The organism is Roseomonas gilardii, assembly GCF_001941945.1.
Lineage (GTDB): Bacteria > Pseudomonadota > Alphaproteobacteria > Acetobacterales > Acetobacteraceae > Roseomonas.
Window position 1 is genome coordinate 551,539 of sequence record NZ_CP015583.1, and the last position, 15,516, is coordinate 567,054.

At 70.5% G+C, this 15,516-nt stretch carries 13 protein-coding genes and 2 pseudogenes; 10 read left to right on the top strand and 5 right to left on the bottom strand.

The features are described 5' to 3' along the window. Positions 1-89 precede the first annotated feature (89 nt). Complete coding sequence (locus RGI145_RS02410; RefSeq protein WP_156878624.1) at positions 90-914, top strand: helix-turn-helix transcriptional regulator; 825 nt, start codon at positions 90-92, stop codon at positions 912-914. Positions 915-1,073: 159 nt separating this feature from the next. On the opposite strand, the gene RGI145_RS02415 is transcribed toward RGI145_RS02410, so the two are convergent. After that, positions 1,074-2,882 carry an ABC transporter ATP-binding protein gene (locus RGI145_RS02415; RefSeq protein ID WP_237183173.1) on the bottom strand — a complete coding sequence of 603 codons (1,809 nt, stop codon included), beginning with the start codon at positions 2,880-2,882 and terminating at the stop codon, positions 1,074-1,076. 389 nt (positions 2,883-3,271) lie between these two features. Between RGI145_RS02415 and RGI145_RS02420 the strand changes: the two genes are divergently transcribed. The 3 genes from RGI145_RS02420 to RGI145_RS02430 all read left to right on the top strand — a co-directional run bounded on the left by RGI145_RS02420 (position 3,272) and on the right by RGI145_RS02430 (position 5,651). Then, positions 3,272-4,144: a bifunctional helix-turn-helix transcriptional regulator/GNAT family N-acetyltransferase gene (locus tag RGI145_RS02420; RefSeq protein ID WP_075799766.1), complete on the top strand. Its 873-nt coding sequence runs from the start codon at positions 3,272-3,274 to the stop codon at positions 4,142-4,144. Between the two features lie 196 nt (positions 4,145-4,340). Continuing rightward, a complete protein-coding gene (nudC, locus tag RGI145_RS02425) occupies positions 4,341-5,294 on the top strand; it encodes an NAD(+) diphosphatase (protein ID WP_075797087.1) in 954 nt (317 codons plus the stop codon). Beyond that, positions 5,295-5,651, top strand: coding sequence for a hypothetical protein (locus tag RGI145_RS02430; protein WP_075797088.1), 357 nt, complete (start codon positions 5,295-5,297; stop codon positions 5,649-5,651). A gap of 42 nt (positions 5,652-5,693) precedes the next feature. Here RGI145_RS02430 and RGI145_RS02435 read toward each other — a convergent pair whose 3' ends face one another. The 4 genes and pseudogenes from RGI145_RS02435 to RGI145_RS24895 all read right to left on the bottom strand — a co-directional run bounded on the left by RGI145_RS02435 (position 5,694) and on the right by RGI145_RS24895 (position 7,397). Continuing rightward, complete coding sequence (locus RGI145_RS02435; protein WP_335740093.1) at positions 5,694-6,230, bottom strand: NAD-binding protein; 537 nt, start codon at positions 6,228-6,230, stop codon at positions 5,694-5,696. Positions 6,231-6,233: 3 nt separating this feature from the next. Then, a pseudogene (locus RGI145_RS26145) lies at positions 6,234-6,462 on the bottom strand (NAD(P)-binding domain-containing protein); the annotation flags it as partial. Beyond that, positions 6,457-6,762: pseudogene (locus tag RGI145_RS25365) on the bottom strand (transposase); the annotation flags it as partial. The pseudogenes RGI145_RS25365 and RGI145_RS26145, both read right to left, overlap by 6 nt. 62 nt (positions 6,763-6,824) lie before the next feature. Next, positions 6,825-7,397 (bottom strand): hypothetical protein, encoded by a 573-nt coding sequence (locus tag RGI145_RS24895; RefSeq protein WP_156878408.1) that lies wholly within the window; start codon positions 7,395-7,397, stop codon positions 6,825-6,827. A gap of 271 nt (positions 7,398-7,668) precedes the next feature. Between RGI145_RS24895 and purH the strand changes: the two genes are divergently transcribed. The 6 genes from purH to RGI145_RS02470 all read left to right on the top strand — a co-directional run bounded on the left by purH (position 7,669) and on the right by RGI145_RS02470 (position 15,511). Beyond that, positions 7,669-9,243: a bifunctional phosphoribosylaminoimidazolecarboxamide formyltransferase/IMP cyclohydrolase gene (gene purH / locus RGI145_RS02445; RefSeq protein ID WP_075797089.1), complete on the top strand. Its 1,575-nt coding sequence runs from the start codon at positions 7,669-7,671 to the stop codon at positions 9,241-9,243. Positions 9,244-9,322: 79 nt separating this feature from the next. After that, positions 9,323-9,880, top strand: coding sequence for a DUF924 family protein (locus RGI145_RS02450; RefSeq protein ID WP_075797090.1), 558 nt, complete (start codon positions 9,323-9,325; stop codon positions 9,878-9,880). 922 nt (positions 9,881-10,802) lie between these two features. After that, positions 10,803-12,128 carry an MFS transporter gene (locus tag RGI145_RS02455; RefSeq protein ID WP_075797091.1) on the top strand — a complete coding sequence of 442 codons (1,326 nt, stop codon included), beginning with the start codon at positions 10,803-10,805 and terminating at the stop codon, positions 12,126-12,128. A 286-nt stretch (positions 12,129-12,414) separates the two neighbouring features. After that, on the top strand, positions 12,415-14,034 hold the full coding sequence (locus RGI145_RS02460) for a hypothetical protein (protein ID WP_075797092.1): 1,620 nt from the start codon (positions 12,415-12,417) through the stop codon (positions 14,032-14,034). A 26-nt stretch (positions 14,035-14,060) separates the two neighbouring features. Next, positions 14,061-15,173 carry a zeta toxin family protein gene (locus RGI145_RS02465; RefSeq protein WP_075797093.1) on the top strand — a complete coding sequence of 371 codons (1,113 nt, stop codon included), beginning with the start codon at positions 14,061-14,063 and terminating at the stop codon, positions 15,171-15,173. Continuing rightward, the gene (locus RGI145_RS02470; protein WP_075797094.1) at positions 15,170-15,511 is read left to right on the top strand and encodes a hypothetical protein; all 342 of its coding nucleotides are present in this window, start codon (positions 15,170-15,172) and stop codon (positions 15,509-15,511) included. The genes RGI145_RS02465 and RGI145_RS02470 overlap by 4 nt, the downstream gene beginning before the upstream one ends. Positions 15,512-15,516 lie beyond the last annotated feature (5 nt).

Consider the following 15,516-nt stretch of genomic DNA (forward strand, 5'->3'; position numbering starts at 1 on the left):
CGAGACTTGGCCCAGTCTCCATCGTGGTAAAGCCGTGAGATCATCGTGGTATAATGACTGTCAGGATAAGCCTCCCGGCCAGCGGCGGGATGACGCTGGGCGCCTATCTGAAGGACCGCCGCGGCAGGCTCGACCCGGTCGCCTGCGGCCTGCCGGGGACGCGGCGCCGGACTCCGGGGCTGCGGCGGGAGGAGGTGGCGCTGCGCGCCCATATCAGCCCGGCCTGGTACACCTGGCTGGAGCAGGGGCGCGGCGGGGCTGCCTCGCCCCAGGTGCTCGACCGGCTTTCGCAGGCCCTGATGCTCACGGAGGTGGAGCGCGAGCACCTGTTCCTGCTGGGCCTGGGCCGGCCGCCGGAGGCGCGCTACCGGGGGGTGGAGGGCATCACGCCACGATTGCAGCGCGTGCTGGACGCGCTGGAGCCCAGCCTGGCGATCATCAGGACGGCCACCTGGGGCGTGGTTGCCTGGAACCGGGCGACGGCGGCGGTGCTGACGGACTACAGCCTGCTGCCGCCAGGGGAGCGCAATGTCCTGCGCCTTCTCTTCGGCGACCCGCGTGTCCGTGCCGCGCAGGATGACTGGGAAGGCGTGGCCCGCTTCGTGGTGGGGTCGTTCCGGGCGGATGCGGCACGCGCCGGTGCCGTGGAGGAGGTGAGGGCGCTGGCGGAGGAACTCTGCCGGACGAGCCCGGAATTCGCGGCGATGTGGCGCGACAACGATGTGCGCGGCCATGGCGAGGGCCTCAAGCACCTGCGCCACCCGGTGCTGGGCCGGATCACCCTGGAAATGTCCAGCTTCGCCGTGGATGGCCGGCCGGATCTCTGGCTGCTGGTCCACAACCCTGTCCTGCCGGCGGACAGGGAGCGGATCCGGGCGCTGATCGAGGCGCCCCGGGCTTCCGCCCCAATCTGAGCGGCTGGGACTGAGCGACACGGGTAGCTTTTCCCAGGGCGCCGCGTCTCGTGGCCGGCCCCCGATGGCCAGCCCCCGTGGCCAGCCCCCGTGGCCAGCCCCCGTGGCCGGCGTCCGGGACGGAGCGATGCCGGACAGGGAGGAACGGCCGCCCGGGCATCACTCCGCTATCAGGCCGCGTGCCAGTTCCAGCGCCTGGCGTTCGAAGAGGCGGCGGTAGATGCCGTCCTCGCGGCGGACCAGGGTTTCGTGGCGGCCTTCCTCGACCACTTGGCCGTGGTCGAAGACCAGGATGCGGTCCAAGGCGCGGACGGTGGAGAGGCGGTGGGCGATGACGATGGTGGTGCGGTCGCGCATCAGCCGTTCCACCGCCTCCTGGATCAGCGCCTCGGATTCCGAATCCAGGGCCGATGTGGCTTCGTCCAGGATCAGGATCGGGGCGTCGGCCAGGAAGGCGCGGGCCAGGGCGATGCGCTGGCGCTCGCCGCCCGAGAGCTTCACGCCGCGCTCGCCGACCGTGGTGGCGTAGCCTTCCGGCAGGCGGGCGATGAAGCCGTGCGCGTTGGCGAGCTGGGCGGCGCGCTCGATCTCCGCGCGCGTGGCGCCCGGGCGGCCATAGGCGATGTTCTCGGCCAGGGAGCGATGGAAGAGCACCGGTTCCTGCTGCACGATGGCAATGCTCCGCCGCAGGGATTCCTGCGTGACGGCGGCGACGTCCTGGCCGTCGATCAGGATGCGGCCGCCGCTCACGTCGTGCAGGCGCTGGATCAGCTTCACGAAGGTGGTCTTGCCGGAGCCCGAATGCCCGACCAGCCCGACGCGCTCGCCCGCCCGGATGGTGAGCGAGAAGTCGCGGTAGAGCGGCGTGGTGTGGCGGCCGTAGTGGAAGGTGACGCGGTCGAAGTCGATGCGGCCTTCCGGGATGGCGATGGCGCGCGCGCCGGGACGGTCGGCGACGCCGAGGGGCAGGGCAAGGATCGCCACCATCTCCTCCATGTCGTTCACCGAGCGGCGGAGGTTGTTGATGTGGTAGCCGATGTCGCGCAGGTAGCCCTGCACCACGAAGAACATGGCGAGCACCGTGGCGAGGTCGCCCGGCGTGGCCTGTCCGCGCCACCACAGCCAGACGGCCATGCCGATCGTGCCGATGCGCAGCAGCAGCATCGCGGCGGTCTGGGCGGTGCCGCTCCAGGTCGCGCGCAGCCAGGTGGCGCGGGTGCGGTCGCGCCAGCGGCGCAGGATGCGGGCGGTGCGGGCGTCCTCGCGCGGTTCGGCGCCGAAGGCCTTCACCACCGCGTTGGCGCCGACCGCGTCGGCGAGCGTGCCGCCCAGGCGCGTGTCCCAGGCATTGGAACGGCGTGCGGCGGGCGCCACCCAGCCGAGGTTCATCGACAGGGTGAGCGTGATGTGCAGCGCCGCGCCGAGGCCGACCGCCAGCCCCATCAGCGGCCAGCGCCAGCCGAGCAGCAGCGTGGCGCCAACGAGCACCACCAGCGCCGGCAGCAGCGCCACGAGGATGGTGTCGTGCAGCAGGTCGAGCGCGCTCATCCCGCGGGTGATCTGCCGCACGGTGGAGCCGGCGAAGCTGCTGGCGTGCCAGTCGGCGGAGAAGCGCTGCACGCGGGCGAAGCTGCGCTCCGTGGCCTCCACCATGGCGCGCAGCGTCATGCGGATGATGGCGATGAAGGCCAGGTGCCGCAGGCCCAGCGCGGCGAGGCCGAGCAGGGCCAGGGCGGCCAGCGCGCCGAGCATGGCGCGCAGCGCGGCGTCGCGATCCGCCATGGCGGCGGCATCGACCAGCCGGCCGGCGAAGATCGGCACGAGCAGGTCGGACAGGGTGGCGGCGAGCATGGCGCCGCCGATGGCGGAGACCAGGCCGCGCTGCCGCGCCCAGCCCTGGAGGACGAAGTTCAGGACATCCCGGATGGGATGCGCGCGCCGCCGGGCGGCGTGGTTGTCGGAAGACACGATGTCATGCACGCCGCGCTGGGCACGGCGTTCCTCGGCACGAGGTTCGGGTGCGGCGACGTCAGGCCGCCGGGAGGGCGAGGCTGGCCCCGGAGCGTCCGGGAGGCTTCAGCCCCGCGGCGTGTCGGCTTTGCGGGACACGCGCGGGGCCATCAGGGGGCCATGACGATGGCGGTAGCAGACCATGCAGCCCTCCTGTGGCCGGGATGACGAGAAGGTCACGTTAGAACGGCCCGCGGGCGAGTCGCAAGTTCACCTTCCCGTGCCCTGCCGGGATGCCACCCCACGGAGCGGGGCAGGCCATGGGGCGCAATGTCTTCCGAAAGGACGGCCGCTCCGGGCCTGTGGCATTGATCGCCCGTGTTTTCTGACTAAAGTCAGATATCATGATGCCCGATCCGATCAGCCGCTTCCGCCGCTTCAGCCGTGCCGTGACCCGGGAGGTCGGGGCGCTGGACACCTCCTTCCTCGGCCGGGGCCGTCCGCTCGGCGCCGCGCGCGTGCTCAATGCCATTGGCCATGGCCGCACGGATGTGGCGGCGATCCGCGACTATCTCGGCCTCGATTCCGGGCTGATGAGCCGCCTGCTCCGGAGCCTGGAGGAAGAGGGCCTGGTCGCCACCGAGGCGCATCCCGCCGATGCCCGCCGCCGCGTCGCCCGGCTGACGGAGGCGGGCGAGGGGGAGTTCGCGGCCTATGAGGAAATCTCGAACGCCAGGGCGGCGGCCCTGCTCGCCCGCGCCCCACGGGCCGAGGCGCTGCTCCAGGCCATGGACATCGTGGCCCTCGCCCTGGGCCGCGACCACCTCGCCATCGAGGAAGCCGATCCCCGTGGCGAGGCCGCGCGCCATTGCCTGGGCGAGTACTATGCCGAACTCGGCCGCCGCTTCGAGAAGGGCTTCGACGTCTCCCTCTCCCGCGATCCCGAGGCCGGCGACATGACGCGGCCCCAGGGCAGCTTCCTGCTCGCCATGTCGGACGGCCTTCCCCTCGGCTGCGTCGGGCTCAAGGGCACAGGCAAGGAATGGGCGGAGATCAAGCGCCTCTGGGTGTCGCCCGCCGCGCGCGGCCTGGGCGTCGCGCGGCGCCTCATGGAGGCCGCCGAGGCCGCCGCCCGGGAGCTCTCGATCGCCGTCCTCCGCCTCGACACCAACCGCGCCTTGCCGGAGGCCATGCAGCTCTATCGCAGCACCGGCTGGACGGAGATCCCGCGCTTCAACGACGATCCCTATCCCGACACCTTCTTCGAGAAGAGGCTCTGAACGGGGATGCCGAGGAGAGCGGCCCGCATCCTCGTCCTCCCGGCGCCCCGGTGGGTGCCCTGGCACCGGCCTTCCGGCACGCCCTGTTCTCGCCGGAAACGCCACCAGGCCCAACCCCCATTGGGCAGCCCCGAGGGGGGAGGACTCGATCCTCCTCGGTGGACCACCCCCGGCGCCCGTGGCAATTTGCCACGGCATGCTCTCCATCCCCGCCAGCCGCCCCAACGCCTATACCGGCAGCCCGCTCGACCGGGTGTCCGGCCGCCGTGACGAGGCGGATTTCGTCGCCGCCCAACTGGCGCGCGAGGATGCCCTCTTCATCCCCGTCTGGCGCAGCCAGTCCCTGCTCCGCGACAACGCCGCCGGCGAGCCCGAGGCCGTCCTCCTGACCCCCGCCACCGCCGAGGCCGTCCGCATGACGGCCGGCCCGGTGCCCGCCCCCTGGGTGCTGCTCGGCCTCTTCGAGGAGGGCCCGCTGAAGGGCCGCCCCGCCTTCGCCGTGGACTGCTCGGCCGCCGAGGACCCGCTCCCTCTCCTGCCGCCGGAGATGGGCCGCTTCGCCGACCTGCGCCCCGTCGCCGCCCTGATGCCGCCCGGCGAGGCCAGTCTTCTCGCCCATGCCCGCGGCATGCTGCACTGGCGCAGCCGACACCGCTTCTGCGGCGTCTGCGGCGGCGTCTGCGAGCCGCGCGCCGCCGGCAACACGCTCCGCTGCGCGAATTGCGGCACCATGCACTTCCCCCGCACCGACCCCGCCGTGATCATGCTGATCCTCCGCGGCGACCGCTGCCTCCTCGCCAACTCCCCCCGCTTCCCCGACACCACGATGTATTCGACCCTGGCCGGCTTCGTGGAACCGGGCGAAAGCCTGGAGGAAGCCGTGCGCCGCGAGGTGCTGGAGGAAGCGGGCATCCGCGTCGGGGAGGTCCACTACCATTCCTCCCAGCCCTGGCCCTTCCCGGCCTCCGTCATGATCGGCTTCCACGGAGAGGCCCTGACCGACGCCATCACCATCGACCCGGACGAGATCCGCGACGCCCGCTGGTTCACCCGGGACGAGATCCGCCGCATCGACACCTTCGGCCTGCGCCTCCCGCGCGCCGATTCCATCGCGCGCCGTCTGATCGAAGACTGGCTGGAGAACGCCTGAATGCCCGCCTTCGCCCCGCGCCCCACCCTGTCGCTGGCCCTCCTGGCCGCCCTGCCACTCCTGGCCGCCTGCAACCCCGGCGGGGCCATCGTCCTGCCCGTTCCCCGCGCCGACAGCCCGCAGGAGGCCGCCTGCCGCCGCGAGGCCGCCCGGCGGCCGGAGATCGTCGCGCTGATGCGCCAACAGCCCCCCATCGACAACATCACCTGGTACCAGCGCTGGAAGTCCGAGGTCGCCGACGCGCAGCTCCGCGCCACCAACGACTGCCTCCGCGCCGGGGGGCTGCCGATCAGCGGCGGCGTCGAAGCCGTCCGCTCGCCCGGCACGGCCGGCCTGAACGACCAGTCGCTCCGCTGACCCGGCGGCCCGTGCCGCCCCGCGACGGGACGGCACGGGCCCTCAGCCGCCCTTCGGCGCCTGCCCCAGCGCCGCCCAGTCCCGCTCGCCCCCATCCGCCCGGATGATCGCGTCCATCCGCTCCGCCAGCAGCCGCGCCACCGGCACCTCCGCCTCGCCCGCCGCTTCCAGCGCCAGCCCCACATCCTTCCGCTCGAGCGTCATCGGGAACCCCGCCAGCTCGAACCGCCCCGCCGCGATCATCGGCGCATAGACCCCCATCATCCGGCTGCCGAAATCCGTCTCCGTCAGGAATTCCGCGAACCGCGCCGCCGGCACGCCCTGCGACCCGGCGATCCGCATCTGCTCGCTCACCAGTTCGATCACCGCCGCGATCCCGAAATTCGCCGCCAGCTTGGTCGCCGCCGCCATCGCCGGCCTCTCCCCCATCCGAAGCGTCTTCGCCCCGATCGCCCCGAACAGCGGCGCCAGCCGGTCGAGCGCCTCCGCCGTCCCCGCCGCGATCACCGACAGCTTCCCCGCCGCCGCCCGCCGCTCCGTCAGCGCCACGCTCACCGTGCTGCACGACACATGCAGCATCCCCGGCCCCGCCGAGAGCACCCCGCCTTCGCCGGAGGTCACCGCCTCCACCGCCGCGTCATTCGCCAGCATGCTGAACACGATGCCTGCCCGGGCCACCTCCGCCGGGCTGCCCGCCACCTGCGCCCCGCGCCTCCGCCTTTCCGGCGCTGCGATTCCACACCGTCACGCGGTGCCCGGCCTCCAGCAGCCGCCCGGCCATCCCCGATCCCATCTGCCCGAGGCCCAGCATCAGCGCCAGGTTGTGGATCGTCTGGAACAGCAGGCGGCGCACCAGCCGCCGGAACCACCAATACACCGTCTTCCACGGCCCGAAATGCACCGGCAGCATACGCCAGCCCCCGCCGGAGCGCGCCATGTAACGGATCGCGTTCAAGATATCCCACAGGTCCACCCCAGGCTTCCTGCCACGCTTGGGAGGTCTCGGCAGCAGGGGCCTGACCCGCTCCCATTCTTCGTCCGTCAGGTCGCTCGGGTAGCGCCGGCCACGCTCAAACGCTCGCTGCCGCGCACGATGTTCCTTGGTCCACATCCCACCCAGATGGCCATCCAAACCAGCCCAGCCCAGGTCAAAACCGCATTCTCAAACGGGGTCTAACCACCGGCTGCTTTTGCGATGGGAACTTCCGCAACTTCTTTCGCTGGAATAAATCGGAAAAACCAGCCGTTGTTCTGACGGATATTGTCGAAAGCGCCAATATAACCGTCTTCCGGAACAGAGTCCGATATTTCGCCGTGACGAGAGGAACGAACGACGACGCCACTGCCGAGATCTGCGGTGTAGATGTCGAAACGGTCAACGAGCACCAGGGTGTTGGGCGCCGTCTGGTATATGTTGATGCGGACGGTACCTCCGGTATCCTCGAATAGCGCCGTCCGGCCGATCACACTATTTCCGCGGATCAGTATGAGTTCTCTGCTGAACTCTGCAAGAAAAGGATGCAGAGGTTTCCGTTTGATGACGATGCTGGTCGAAGCGACGACCCTGTCTATGGCAACGCTCTCGGCCGCCCAGGGCAGGTAAGTATAGAGCCATAGGCCGAATACAATCACCACAGGTATGCTCAGGACCGTGGCGATTGCCACCGCAAGAATCCTGAGCATCCACTTCAGGAGGTGATAGCCGGGTATTCCATGCGGCTTTCCATTTTTCGAATCTGCGGCCATCGCGAGTCCCGATTTTGCTGGAAAATCGACGTTTCCTGGTGAGCGGGCAAGGCAATAGCGCGAACGATACGCTACCCGGCAGTGAAGGGGAGGGAGAGGCACGGATCTTTCCGTCCCATTGTTCGGCAGAATTCGCCGATGCCAAGCAGGAAGTCCGCCTAGTCGTCCATCCTCTGCCAGCAGCCTCCCCCCCACGCCTGAACCCGGCGGATACCCGCCCTGCGCCCATTCCCCTTGCGGCGGGGACCGGCCCGCGCCTAATCCGCGCGGCATGAGCGATGCCCTCCCGATCCGCCGTGCCCTTCTCTCCGTCTCCGACAAGGGGGGGCTGATCGACTTCGCCCGCGCCCTCGTCGCGCACGGGGCCGAACTCCTCTCCACCGGCGGCACCGCCGCCGCCATCCGCGCCGCCGGCCTGCCGGTGAAGGATGTCAGCGACCACACCGGCTTCCCGGAAATCCTCGATGGCCGCGTGAAGACGCTGGTGCCCCAGGTCCATGGCGGCATCCTCTTCCGCCGCGACCTGCCGGAACACCGCGCCCAGGCCGACCAGCATGGCATCGCCCCGATCGACCTCGTCTGCGTGGACCTCTACCCCTTCGAGGCCACGGTCGCGAAAGGCGCACCCTTCGAGGATTGCATCGAGAACATCGACATCGGCGGCCCGGCCATGATCCGCTCCGCCGCCAAGAACCACGACCACGTCGCCGTCCTGACCTCCCCGGCCCAGTACACGGAAGTCGCCGGGGCCCTGTCCTCCGGCGGCACCACCCTGGCCCTGCGGCGGAAGCTGGCTGCCGCCGCCTATGCCCGCACCGCCGCCTATGACGCCGCCATCGCCGCCTGGTTCGCCCGCCAGGAAGGGGAGGAATTCCCCAACCGCCTCGCCGTCGCCGGCACGCTGCGCCAGACGCTGCGCTATGGGGAGAACCCGCACCAGCGCGCCGCCTTCTATGTGGACGGCACCCACCGCCCCGGCATCGCCACGGCGCGGCAGGTCCAGGGCAAGGAGCTTTCCTACAACAACCTGAACGACACGGACGCCGCCTACGAGGCCGTGGCCGAGCTCGACGGCCCCGCCATCGTCATCGTCAAGCACGCCAATCCCTGCGGCGTCGCCCTCGGCACCGAGCTCGCCGAGGCCTGGGACAAGGCGCTCCGCTGCGATCCCGTCTCCGCCTTCGGCGGCATCGTCGCCGCCAACCGCCCGCTCGACGCCGCGGCGGCGGAAAAGATCGCGGCCATCTTCACCGAGGTCGTCATCGCCCCCGACGCCTCCGAGGAAGCCAAGGCGATCTTCGCCCGCAAGAAGAACCTGCGCCTCCTCCTTACCGGCGGCCTGCCCGACCCGGCGGCGCCCGGCACCATCATCCGCTCCGTCGGCGGCGGCTTCCTCGCCCAGTCCCGCGACGCCGGCCGCATCACCCAGGCCGATCTGAAGGTCGTCACGAAGCGTGCCCCGACCGATCAGGAACTGGCCGACCTCCTCTTCGCCTTCCGCGTCTGCAAGCATGTGAAGAGCAACGCCATCGTCTATGCCAAGGGCGGCGCCACCGTCGGCATCGGCGCCGGCCAGATGAGCCGCGTGGACAGCGCCCGCATCGCCGCCTGGAAGTCCGAGGAAGCCGCCAAGGCCGCCGGCCTCTCCACCCCGCTCGCCCAGGGCTCGGTCGTTGCCTCCGACGCCTTCTTCCCCTTCGCGGACGGCCTCCAGGCCGCGGCGGCGGCGGGCGCCACGGCGGTGATCCAGCCCGGCGGCTCGATGCGCGACAGTGAGGTCATCGCCGCCGCCGACGAGGCCGGCCTCGCCATGGTCCTCACCGGCATGCGGCACTTCCGCCATTGACCCGGCGGGCCTCCCCACCCATCCCCGTTGGGCCGGATCGCCGCATCCGGCCTTCCGGACAGGGCAGGGGAGGCCCCCGATGAACGACGAACACGCCGAATCCGTCCTCACCTTCTGGCGCGAGGCCGGTCCCGACCGCTGGTTCGCCAAGGATGACGGCTTCGACGCCGCCTGCCGCCACCGCTTCGAGGACCTGCACCTCGAAGCCTCGCGCGGTCCGGTTGCCTCCTGGATCGGCTCCCCGGACACCGCCCTGGCCTTCATCCTCCTGACCGACCAGATCCCGCGGAACCTCTATCGCGGCTCCGCCCATGCCTTCGCCACGGACCCGCTGGCCCTGGCCGCCGCGCGCCTCGCCATCGCCCGCGGCCATGACGAGGCCACCGAGCCCGCGCTGCGCCCCTTCCTCTATCTACCCTTCGAGCATTCCGAGGACCCGCGCGACCAGGCCCGCTCCCTCCAGCTTTTCGCCCACCATGCGGAGCGGACCGGCGACGCCCATTCCCTCCACTGGGCGCGGCTGCACGACGACATCATCCGCCGCTTCGGCCGCTTCCCCCACCGCAACGCCGCCCTGGGCCGTGAAACCACACCGGAGGAACAGGCTTTCCTGGACGCCGGAGGCTTCTCGGGATGACCCCGCCGCGATCGCCTTTCCGCCCCCAAGCCGGAGCCTGCCGTATGCCGAAAGCCCGCCCCACCCCACGGCGTCCCGGAGCCCTGGCCACCAGGGGCCTGATCCCGGGCGTGCTGCTGCCGGCGGGGCTGGTTTCGGCGGCCATGCTTTCTTCCGTCCCGCTCGCCCCCGCCTGGGCCGCCGACCCGCCGCCCCCGCCGCTGGCCACCCAGCAGATGCTGCCCGCCACCGACACGCTCCGCGTCTTCGGGCGCGACGTGAAGAGCCCTTCCGGCACCGTGGTCGCCCAGATCGTCAACGTCCTGGTCAACGAGGCGGGTGAGCCCCGGGCGGCGATCCTCGACTATGGCGGTTTCCTCGGCGTCGGCCGCCGCCGCATCGCCGTGACCTGGGAAACCCTGTCCTTCACCCCGGACGGCATCACCTTCCTGCTGACCCGCGACCAGCTGAAGGGCTTCCCGGATTTCGTGGAAGGCAAGCCCATCCTCGCCGCCGCCCCGCCGCCGGAAGGTTCCGCCCCCCCGCCGAAGCCACCGCGCACCCCGCGCCCGAAGCGGCGCCCGCCACGGCGGGAACACCCCAGCCCGCGCCTGCCCAGGCTCCCGCTCCTCAGCCCGATCCGGCCGCGGCAGCCGCGCCTGCCCAGGGCGATGCTCCCGCCGGCCATCCCCCTCAGGGTGACGGTGCGCAGGACAGCGGCGCCCGGAAGGGCGATGCCGAAGGCCGCGATGCCGGGAGCCCTGATACGGGGAAGGACAGCCCCCCGGGGGATGCCGGCCAGAGCGGCGGCACCAGCTCCGGAGCGTCGGCGCCCGGGCCGGTTCCGGCCACCCCGGTGGTGCCCGGCGCGGCCCCCGCGCCACAATCGCCGCCATCCGCAACGGCCCCCGCAACCCCCGGCGGCAAGCCGGATTAAGCGCCCATGTCATCCGGCCGTACCGGGTCGGCGCGCAGCGCGCGCGGGCTCGACCTGCTCAATTTCTTCGTCGCGAACATCCAGACGGGCTTCGGTCCCTTCATCGCCGTCTATCTGAGCGCCCAGGCCTGGACCGAGTTCGAGATCGGCATGGCGCTCAGCGTCGGCACCTTCACGGCCATGGTCAGCCAGCTTCCCGCCGGGGCGTTGGTGGATGCCACGCCGCGCAAGAAGCTGGCGGCGCTGGTTGCCATCCTCTGCATGCCCGTCAGCGCCCTGCTGCTGGTGGCGGTGGAGCCGCGCCAGCTTCCGGTGATGCTGTCCGAGGTGCTCCACGGCATCGCGAGCTGCGTGCTCGCGCCCGCCATCGCGGCCATCAGCCTGGCGCTGGTCGGGCGCGCGGCGCTGGGGGAGCGGCTGGGGCGCAACGCGCGCTTCGCCGCCATCGGCAATGGCGCGGCCGCCGGGCTGCTGGGGCTGGCGGGAACCTACATCTCCAGCGCGGCGGTCTTCTGGCTGACGGCGGCCCTGGCCATTCCCAGCCTGATCGCCCTGGCCATGATCCGGCAGGCCGACCTCGTCACCGTGGTGCAGCGGGAACAGGCCTCGAAGGGGCAGAGCGGCCTGCTGACGTTGCTCCGCAACCGCGGCGTCCTGATCTTCTCCGGCTGCTGCCTGCTCTTCACCCTGGCGAATGCCGCCATGCTGCCGCTGGCCGGGTCCGAGGTGGCGCGCAATACCGGCGACGAGGCCAACCTCATCATCGCCGCCTGCATCGTCGCGCCGCAGCTCGTGGTGGCGGCGATCTCGCCCTGGATCGGGCGGCTGGCGGAGCGGCGCGGCCGGCGCGTGGCGCTGATGATCGGCTTCGCCGCCCTGCCGCTGCGCGGTCTGCTCCTCGCCCTCGTTTCCGACCCCAAGGTCCTGATCCTGGTCCAGGCCCTGGACGGCATCAGCGCCGCATCGCTGGGCGTGCTGCTGCCGTTGCTCTCGGCGGATCTGACGCGGGGGACGAACCGCTTCAACCTGTGCATGGGCATCTTCGGCCTGGCGGTGGGCATCGGCGGAACGCTCAGCACGACGGTGGCGGGCGCGACCGCGACCTGGTTCGGCTCCGGCGCCGCCTTCGGCCTCCTGGCCCTGGTCGGGCTGCTGTCCTTCCTGCTGGTGGCCTTCGTGATGCCGGAAACCCGGGAGGGGGATAGCGAGCAACGGATTCGCACGCCGGCCGCCCCGGACAAGAAGCCACTCAACCCCCATCCTGCGAAGGGGCGTGGCGCGGAAGTCGTGCGGAATGGCGGAAGGCGGGTTGGGAGACCGGCGAGCCGATAGCGCTGTGCGCGCGATCAGCCATTTCCATGCCCTTCATGGACGGTTTTTGATCAGAATAGCAACCTAAAGTTGTGGAACAAACCAGGGCGAGGTCATGTCCTGCCTCATATTGCGGGAAGCTGCCTCACGGAGAATTGTGCTCGGGCCGCGACTGTAAGAACCTGCCTCTTTCCATGACGGCAAGACGCCGGATGGCATCGGAAAGCAAGCTGGGCGGCGGGACGGCGAAGGCTCACGGCGTGGCGTGGGGCCGTCGGGCATCCACCGCCCGAAGGGGACCAGTCGCTTGAATTACAGCCTGCCCGGACACCCCGGCCCGGACTATCCCGGCGGCCTTTCCCCGCGCCCCGCCATCATCCGCAACAGCACCCGCACCGGCCTGATCTGCGGCGCACTGGTGCTGGCGGCCCTCGGGCTGATGCTGTTCGTGCTGCTACGCACGCCGATGAAGGACGATATCGCCTGGCTGCTCTGGGTGGCGCGGCAGTGGCTCAAGGGGAAGAGCCTCTATGTCGATGTCATCGAGGTCAATCCGCCGCTGATCATCTGGATCAGCGCCATTCCGGTGCTGCTCGGCGACCTGCTGGGCGTTTCCGCCAAGACGCTGGCCCTGCTCCTCTTCGCGGCGGCCGCGCTGGGTTCCTCCTGGGTGACGGCGCGGCTGCTCGAAGGGGTGGCCCCGGCCTTCCGCTGCCGGCCCGCCACCTTCGCGGCCATCGCCTGCGTCCAGATCCTGATGCCGGGGATCGAGTTCGGACAGCGCGAGCACCTGCTGACCATCGCCGTCCTGCCGCATCTGGCGATCCTGATCCGCGCCCTGGAAGGCCAGGCCACCGGCTGGCGCATGGCCACCGGCAGCGCCGTGCTGGCGGGCCTGGGCGCGGCGCTCAAGCCCCGCTACCTGCTCTGCCTGGCGACGGTGGAGGTGGTGGGCTGGCTGCAGCGCGGCTTCCGCCTACGCCTGCCGCCCTTCATCGCCTTCGGGGTCGCGGGGCTCTATGCGGCGGCCATCCTGTTCCTCTTTCCCAGCTTCATCGACCGAGCGGTGCCGCTCGCCCTGACCCTGTATGGCGGCACCGATGCCGGCTTCCTGTCGCTGCTGACGCATTCCTGGCGGTTGATGGTCGGCATCGTGCTGAGCGTGGCGCTGACCTTCGCGATGCCGCGTGGCGGCGCGGCGCGGCGGGTGATGGCGGTGCTGGCGGGCTTCGCCGTCACGGCCACGGCGGTGATGTTCCTGGACGGCAAGAACTGGTTCTACCACCGGATCCCCGCCTCGATCGTGATGACGCTGTCCCTCATCTACTGGTGCGCGGAAGCGGCGGCCCTGCGCCGCCGGGGCGGCCTGCGGGGACTGCGCTTTCCGGTGCTGATGCTGGTGGCGCTGACGCCGCTGGCGATCCAGGCGCAGAACCTGGCCGGACGGCTGCAGGACCGGCTGGTGCTGGCGATGGAGCCTGAGCTTTCCACGGAAGTGAAGCTGGAGCGCCTGATCCGGCAGGAGAAGGCCAGGACCTATGTGGCCTTCTCCGAATGGATCGGGCTGGGCTTCCCGATCGTGGACGACACCGGCGTCACCTGGGCGAGCCGCTTCGATTCCATGTGGGCGCTGCGGGGGGAACTGTGGCGGGCGAGGCTGGATGGCCGCCCGCCGGCGGAATGGCCGATCCATCTCTGGGTGGCGCAGGACTTCATCCGCGGCTGCCCGGACCTGGTGGTGGTGGACAGCCGCCGGAAGAAGGACGTGGAGGACATCAACTACCCCAGCGTCCTGGCGCAGGCCGATCCGGATTTCGCGGCGGTCTGGGCGCTGTACCGGCAGATCGCCGTGGTGGACGGGCTGCAGGTGTTCAGGCGGGATGGCGAGAGCTGTCAGCCAGGGACGCAGGCGGTGGCACCGCCCTGACGGGGCGCGCGCCGAAGGACCCGCACATGCAGCCGCAGGCCACGTCGGCTGTCGGCGCCGGTTGGGCGGGGGCGGGGTCGGGTGGCGATGGCGGCGGCCAGGCCGATCCCGCGCCGGGTGGTTCGGGCGGCGGCGGACAGACGCCGCCGGAGCAGTTCAGCGCGGCGGATTTCTTTGCCGGGGCCAACGATCCGAATGCCACGCCGGAATCGGTGCTGGCAGGGTTCCCACCGGACACCGCGCAGAAAATCGCGGACGTGCGTTCCCGCCTCGAAGGCGAGGAGCAGACGATCAACCGGTACAAGAAGAACGGAGCCTGGACGCCGGAGCGGTCAAAGCTGCACGAGCAGATCATCAGCCGCTTCATCACGCCGGAGCTGCTGGAGGCCGCAAAACCGCCCAAGGGTCAGAAGCCGACCTTCACGATCCTGGGCGGTCGCGGCGGATCGGGAAAGAGCTGGTTCAAGGGCCAGGTCTACGATCCCGCCAAATGCGTTTGCCTCGATGCCGATGAAATCAAGGGGATGCTGTCCGAATACGAAGGCTGGAACGCCGCGGTCGTGCACGAGGAATCCGGTGAGCTTTTCGACCATATCACTGATCTGGCGCAACAGCTTGGGCTGAACATCGTGCACGACGCCACGATGAAGACGCCCAAGAAGGCGGTGGCGCTGGTGCAGCACTTCAAGGATTCGGGCTATCGCGTCGAGGCGCACTATATGCACCTTCCCAGACAGGAGGCAGCCAGGCGCGCCGTCGAGCGTTTCCTGAAGGGGGGCAGCACGGGCCGCTTCGTGCCTCCCGAGGTCGTGCTGGGCAATACGCAGAACGAACAGGGCTTCGACCAGGTGAAGGGCCTTGCGGATGCTTGGTCTTTCCGGGACAATGGCGCTGCCAAAGGCTCCGGTCCTACCCTCATCTCGGAGAAGGCAGATGAAACTCACTCCCGACAATCTGGACTATCAGGACGCCCGGGTGCCCAGGCGCAACCCGGCGATGGCGGTGCCCCAGCACCTGGCGCAAGCCCTGGAGGCAAAGCAAAAGCCCAAGACGAGTTCCACAAAGGCACCTCGCCAGAAGGCTACGCGAAAGCTGGAACAGGTCGGATAGTCGTCCCGCGGAGCCACCCACGGAAGTGAGTGGCCACCCCCTTCTGGTCGATCTGGCCGACGTCCCTGCTGCCCATTGCGACAACTGCCTGGACGATCTGTTCAGGACGATCGCCATCGACCTCCATGCCGACGCTGCCCGGTCCATGTGGCGGCCCCATGAAAACCCCTGGCTGACCGCGCACGTCGAGGACGTGACGCGCTGCCTCTCGCTCGTGCTGGAGCGGTTGCAGGATGCCCCGTCACGGGCCCTGACCGGGGAGCCGATCGGCAGCTTGGCCAAGGCGGAGCCGTTGCGGGGTCCGGGGGCGGGGCGGCGATGGCTTTCGTGCTGCGCTGCCGTATCATGCGCGCCTGCGGACCGGTGAGGGAA

Bases quoted from the DNA above. Each gene is read 5' to 3' on its own strand.
- RGI145_RS02410 (WP_156878624.1), top strand. From the start codon at position 90: ATGACGCTGGGCGCCTATCTGAAGGACCGCCGCGGCAGGCTCGACCCG.
- RGI145_RS02420 (WP_075799766.1), top strand. From the start codon at position 3,272: ATGCCCGATCCGATCAGCCGCTTCCGCCGCTTCAGCCGTGCCGTGACC.
- nudC (WP_075797087.1), top strand. From the start codon at position 4,341: ATGCTCTCCATCCCCGCCAGCCGCCCCAACGCCTATACCGGCAGCCCG.
- RGI145_RS02430 (WP_075797088.1), top strand. From the start codon at position 5,295: ATGCCCGCCTTCGCCCCGCGCCCCACCCTGTCGCTGGCCCTCCTGGCC.
- RGI145_RS02435 (WP_335740093.1), bottom strand. From the start codon at position 6,230: ATGCTGCATGTGTCGTGCAGCACGGTGAGCGTGGCGCTGACGGAGCGG.
- RGI145_RS24895 (WP_156878408.1), bottom strand. From the start codon at position 7,397: ATGGCCGCAGATTCGAAAAATGGAAAGCCGCATGGAATACCCGGCTAT.
- purH (WP_075797089.1), top strand. From the start codon at position 7,669: ATGAGCGATGCCCTCCCGATCCGCCGTGCCCTTCTCTCCGTCTCCGAC.
- RGI145_RS02450 (WP_075797090.1), top strand. From the start codon at position 9,323: ATGAACGACGAACACGCCGAATCCGTCCTCACCTTCTGGCGCGAGGCC.
- RGI145_RS02455 (WP_075797091.1), top strand. From the start codon at position 10,803: ATGTCATCCGGCCGTACCGGGTCGGCGCGCAGCGCGCGCGGGCTCGAC.
- RGI145_RS02465 (WP_075797093.1), top strand. From the start codon at position 14,061: ATGCAGCCGCAGGCCACGTCGGCTGTCGGCGCCGGTTGGGCGGGGGCG.